General features: G+C 64.7%; 6 protein-coding genes. 5 read left to right on the plus strand and 1 reads right to left on the minus strand.

Going from position 1 to position 5,176, the window contains the following annotated elements; all coding sequences use genetic code 11:
- The 3 genes from ACFQNJ_RS19190 to ACFQNJ_RS19200 form a co-directional block, all read left to right on the plus strand.
- The coding region (locus ACFQNJ_RS19190) for a TniB family NTP-binding protein (RefSeq protein WP_382260344.1) at nucleotides 1–716 on the plus strand (716 nt) is incomplete at its 5' end.
- Nucleotides 713–1,930 carry a TniQ family protein gene (locus tag ACFQNJ_RS19195; protein ID WP_382260346.1) on the plus strand — a complete coding sequence of 406 codons (1,218 nt, stop codon included), beginning with the start codon at nucleotides 713–715 and terminating at the stop codon, nucleotides 1,928–1,930. The genes ACFQNJ_RS19190 and ACFQNJ_RS19195, both read left to right, overlap by 4 nt.
- Before the next feature lie 76 nt (nucleotides 1,931–2,006).
- Entirely contained in the window at nucleotides 2,007–2,615 is a 609-nt protein-coding gene (locus tag ACFQNJ_RS19200; RefSeq protein WP_152960984.1) for a recombinase family protein, read from the plus strand.
- Nucleotides 2,616–3,116: 501 nt separating this feature from the next.
- Here ACFQNJ_RS19200 and ACFQNJ_RS19205 read toward each other — a convergent pair.
- Nucleotides 3,117–3,902 carry an IclR family transcriptional regulator domain-containing protein gene (locus ACFQNJ_RS19205; RefSeq protein WP_382260348.1) on the minus strand — a complete coding sequence of 262 codons (786 nt, stop codon included), beginning with the start codon at nucleotides 3,900–3,902 and terminating at the stop codon, nucleotides 3,117–3,119.
- Nucleotides 3,903–3,973: 71 nt separating this feature from the next.
- Between ACFQNJ_RS19205 and ACFQNJ_RS19210 the strand changes: the two genes are divergently transcribed.
- Nucleotides 3,974–4,951: a Bug family tripartite tricarboxylate transporter substrate binding protein gene (locus ACFQNJ_RS19210; RefSeq protein WP_382260350.1), complete on the plus strand. Its 978-nt coding sequence runs from the start codon at nucleotides 3,974–3,976 to the stop codon at nucleotides 4,949–4,951.
- 1 nt (nucleotide 4,952) lies between these two features.
- Nucleotides 4,953–5,176, plus strand: a 224-nt coding sequence (locus ACFQNJ_RS19215; RefSeq protein ID WP_465262234.1) for a Rieske (2Fe-2S) protein, incomplete at its 3' end; no start/stop codon positions are given.

The following is a 5,176-nucleotide window of genomic DNA, read 5'->3' on the forward strand; positions in this document are numbered from 1 at the left end:
TGCTGGTCGGTCCAACCAACAACGGCAAGTCGATGATCGTCGAGAAGTTCCGCCGCGCCCACCCGGCCAGCTCCGACGCCGACCAGGAGCACATCCCGGTATTGGTCGTGCAGATGCCGTCCGAGCCATCGGTGATCCGCTTCTACGTCGCGCTGCTCGCGGCGATGGGAGCACCATTGCGACCGCGCCCACGGCTGCCGGAAATAGAGCAACTGGCGCTGACACTGCTGCGCAAGCTCGGTGTGCGTTTGCTGGTGATCGACGAGCTGCACAACGTCCTGGCCGGCAACAGCGTCAACCGCCGGGAATTCCTCAACCTGCTGCGCTTCCTCGGCAACGAATTGCGCATCCCGCTGGTCGGTGTGGGCACACGCGACGCCTACCTGGCCATCCGCTCGGATGACCAGTTGGAAAACCGCTTCGAGCCGATGATGCTGCCGGTGTGGGAGGCCAACGACGATTGCTGTTCACTGCTGGCCAGCTTCGCGGCTTCGCTCCCGCTGCGGCGACCTTCGTCGATTGCCACGCTGGACATGGCTCGCTACCTGCTCACGCGCAGCGAGGGCACTATTGGCGAGCTGGCGCACCTGTTGATGGCGGCGGCCGTGGCCGCCGTGGAGAGTGGTGAGGAAGCGATCAACCACCGCACGCTCAGCATGGCCGATTACACAGGCCCCAGCGAGCGGCGGCGGCAATTCGAGCGGGAACTGATGTGAAGCCAGCGCCACGCTGGCCACTGCATCCGGCACCCAGGGAAGGCGAAGCCCTGTCTTCGTGGCTCAACCGCGTGGCCCTTTGCTATCACATGGAAGTGTCCGAGCTGCTGGAGCACGATCTTGGCCACGGTCAGGTCGATGACCTGGACACCGCGCCACCACTGGCGCTGCTGGCGATGCTCTCCCAGCGGAGCGGTATCGAGCTGGATCGGCTGCGCTGCATGAGTTTCGCCGGCTGGGTGCCTTGGCTACTGGACAGCCTTGATGATCAGATTCCAGCCGCATTGGAAACCTATGCGTTCCAGTTCTCGGTACTGCTGCCGCGACTCCGCCGTAAGACGCGATCCGTCACGAGCTGGCGTGCCTGGCTGCCCAGCCAACCGATACACCGCGCCTGCCCGTTCTGCCTGAACGATCCGAAGAACCAAGCCGTACTGCTCGCGTGGAAGCTGCCGCTGATGCTGAGCTGCCCACTGCATGGCTGCTGGCTGGAATCCTATTGGGGCGTGCCAGGGCGGTTTCTCGGCTGGGAGAACGCCAACGCCGAACCGCGCACGGCCAGCGACTCGATTGCGGCGATGGACCAGCGTACCTGGCAGGCACTGACGACTGGCCACGTGGAGTTGCCGCGCCGACGCATCCACGCCGGATTGTGGTTTCGGCTGCTACGCACGCTGCTTGATGAGCTGAACACCCCGCTCTCGGCGTGCGGCACCTACGCGGGGTATCTCCGCCAAGTCTGGGAAGGCTGCGGGCATCCGCTGCGTGCAGGGCAAAGTCTGTGGCGACCGTATGAAACCCTGAACCTGGCAGTACGGTTGCAGATGCTGGAGGCGGCGGCAACGGCGATCCACTTGATTGAAGTGAGGGATATAAGCCCGCCAGGCGAGCAGGCAAAGCTATTCTGGTCCGAGCCCCAAACCGGGTTCACCAATGGACTGCCAGCGAGAGCGCCGAAACCCGAACCCGTCGATCACTGGCAACGGGCGGTCCAGGCCATTGATGAGGCGATCATTGAAGCGCGGCACGACCCCGAGACGGCACGCTCGCTGTTCGCGTTGGCTTCCTTTGGTCGGCGCGACCCCGCTTCCCTGGAACGGTTGCGCACCACCTTCGCGAAGGAAGGCATCCCCCCTGAATTTCTGTCACATTACGAGCCTGAAGGACCCTTTGCATGTCTTAGACAGAATTACGGGTTAAGTGACAAATTTTGACGGCCAGAACTTTCCGGCGCACACTGTCACATAATCGAACGTATACGTGACGGGTGAAAAGGTGCTGATCGGCTACATGCGGGTATCGAAGGCGGACGGATCCCAGTCCACCAATTTGCAACGCGATGCGCTCATCGCCGCTGGTGTGAGCCTTGCGCACCTTTACGAGGATCTGGCCTCGGGCAGGCGCGATGATCGCCCAGGGTTGGCTGCTTGCCTGAAGGCGCTTCGTGAAGGGGACACGCTGATCGTGTGGAAGCTCGATCGGCTTGGCCGTGATCTGCGCCACCTGATCAACACCGTGCACGACCTAACTGCGCGTAGCGTGGGCCTGAAGGTCCTGACCGGTCACGGTGCGGCGGTCGACACGACGACTGCCGCCGGCAAGCTTGTGTTCGGTATTTTTGCCGCGCTGGCCGAGTTCGAGCGTGAGTTGATTTCCGAGCGAACAGTCGCTGGACTTATCTCGGCGCGCGCTCGCGGCAGGAAAGGGGGGCGCCCCTTCAAGATGACCGCCGCCAAGCTACGCCTGGCGATGGCCAGCATGGGGCAACCGGAAACCAAGGTGGGCGATCTCTGCGAAGAACTCGGGATTACCCGGCAGACGCTCTACCGGCACGTGTCGCCCAAGGGCGAACTGCGGCCAGACGGCGTAAAGCTGCTCTCCCTCGGTTCAGCCGCATAAATGGAGGCGACCTGGAACGGGGCGCTGTTCAGTGCGGCAACGATCCGATTACCGGTGTCGACCCGATGCTGACGCCCAGGTCCGATGTGCCACCGTCGGTTGTGCTAGCGGGTGCAGCCCTTCCCATTGACCGCCTGGGCTCACGGTCTCTGGCCCATTCCTGTCCTTCACAGGCCGAAGGGAACTTCGCGCAAATGACCGGTTTCAAGGCGCTGCAGACATTGCTCGCCGCCGGCGCATGGTGACCACGTGGTAGAGCCATCTTCACTGGCAATCATCCACGCCAGCGCTTTGCATCTGCTCACTCATCACGCCAATGCCGTCGCAGAAGGCCACCCCAACGTACTTCTGGCCACAGCAGTCACCGAATGTGGCCGCCCGCCGATAGAGCATCACTGCATGGCCCGATCGCACGGCGCGACGCGCGTGTGCGAAACGCTACTCCTTGTCCTCCAGGGCCATTACGCCCATTTCGAAGATGACTGGTTGTGTTAGCTTAGCTTATTCGTAGAGCTGCTCGCCGAGACGATCGCGCGCCTTCTGCAGCACCGGCAACAGCGTGTCCCGAAACTCGCTCATGGACATGCGTTCGGCTCGCACTGAAATGCTGAGTCCGCCGACGAATGTGCCGTTGCGGTCATGGACAGGGACGGCCATCGAGCGCACGCCGAGTTCCAACTCCTCGTCGTTTCCGCTCCAACCCTCTTGCCGGCAGCGTTCCACGGCCGCCAGAACTGCATCGGTCTCGTAGATGCTTTTCGGCGTCAAGGGGACCCGTTGCATCGCCTTCACCCGCCGCGCCGCCTCGGCTGGCGGCAGGCTCGCCAGCGCAACGCGTCCAAGCGCCGAGCAATAGGCCGGCAGGCGCGAACCGATGCCCAGGCCGGTCGACAGGCTGCGCCGCGCCGTCGAGCGGGCGATGATGATCACGTCGTCGTCCAGCAGCTTGCCCAGCGAGGCCGACTCGCGCGTGCGCTCCGATAGCGCATCCAGCAGAGGCTGTGCCAGCTGCGGAATGGGCCGGGATGTGAGATAGGCATGGGCCACCAGCAGCGCCCGAGGCGCCACCCAGAAGCGCTTGCCGTCGCTTTCGAGGTAATCCAGTGCCAGCAGCGTGTGCAGCGATCGCCGCGCCGAGGCGGGCGAGCTGCCGGTCAGGCGCGCCACCTCCGACAAGGTCAGCTTGACGGCATGCCGGCCGAAGCAGGTGAGCACGTCCAGGCCCTTCTGCAGGGAGGTGACGAAGTCCTTGTCCCGGCGCAAGGACGGTCTCGCATTTTTGCGCATAGCGCAATTTTGCCTGGTCCCGACCGCTTTGGCGCATGACACTTCAGTCATTCCCAGCAGGAGGCATCCCCATGCAAACCACCATCACCCGGCGTGCCGTGCTCGCGCTGACGGCCGCCGCCGCAGCAGCAGCCCCCGGCCTGCCCGCCCTCGCGCAGCCCGCACGCACGCTCAAGCTGATCGTTCCCTTCCCGGCCGGCGGCACGGCCGACATCCTGCCTCGGCTGCTGGCGGACAAGGTCCGCGCCGCCTACCCGGCCGGCGTGATCGTGGACAACCGCTCCGGCGCCGGCGGCAACATCGGCGCCGAGCTGGTCGCGCGCTCCGACCCGGACGGCTCGACCTTCCTGGTCTCGCCCCCAGGCCCGATCGCGATCAACCACCACCTGTACAAGTCGCTCAGCTTCGATCCGACGAAGTGGGTGCCGATCACCATCGTGGCCACGGTGCCCAACGTGCTGAACGTGCGCAAGGGCTTCCCGGCGAGCAACCTGCAGGAGCTCATCGCCTACCTGAAGGCCAACCCGGGCAAGGTGACCTATGCCTCGCAGGGCAACGGCTCCACCTCGCACCTCACCGCCGCCATGTTCATGCAGCTCACCGGCACCGAAATGATCCACGTGCCGTACAAGGGAACGTCCCCGGCGCTGGTGGACCTGGTCGGCGGCCAGGTCGACCTGTTCTTCGACAACATCGCGTCTTCGGCCACCTTCCACAACAGCGGCAAGACACGCATCCTGGCCGTGGCCGACCAGAAGCGCTCGCCGCTGCTGCCGCAGGTGCCGACCTTCGTGGAGTCCAAGGTCCCCGGCATGGTGGCGGTCACCTTCTTCAGCATGGTGGCGCCGGCCGGCACGTCCAAGGAGACGGTCGCCCACGCGCACAAGGCCTTCGCGGGAGCGCTGCAGGCGCCGGACGTGAAGCAGAAGTTCGCCGAGCAGGGCGCCACGCCCGGCGGCTGGAGTCCGGAGAAGAGCGCCCAGTTCATCCGCGAAGAGTCGGAGAAGTGGGGCAAGGTCATCAAGACCGCGAACGTAACGGTGGAATGAGATGAAAGAGCAAGCAATCCAATGGCGCGGCCCCGGCTTCACCCGGGTGCCTTACGAAGTCTATAGCGACGCACCCACGGCGCAGCAGGAGCAGGAGTGCATCTTCCGCGGCGCCACCTGGAACTACCTGTGCCTGGAGGCCGAGCTGCCGGAAGCGGGCAGCTACCGCACCACCTTCGTCGGCGAGACGCCGGTGGTGGTGGTGAAGGACGCCGACGGCGAGAT

Source organism: Hydrogenophaga bisanensis (assembly GCF_042665135.1).
Taxonomy (GTDB): Bacteria; Pseudomonadota; Gammaproteobacteria; order Burkholderiales; family Burkholderiaceae_C; genus Hydrogenophaga; species Hydrogenophaga bisanensis.

Coding starts and splice junctions, on each gene's coding strand:
- ACFQNJ_RS19200 (WP_152960984.1), top strand. CDS start 2,007: ATGCGGGTATCGAAGGCGGACGGATCCCAGTCCACCAATTTGCAACGC.
- ACFQNJ_RS19205 (WP_382260348.1), bottom strand. CDS start 3,902: ATGCGCAAAAATGCGAGACCGTCCTTGCGCCGGGACAAGGACTTCGTC.
- ACFQNJ_RS19210 (WP_382260350.1), top strand. CDS start 3,974: ATGCAAACCACCATCACCCGGCGTGCCGTGCTCGCGCTGACGGCCGCC.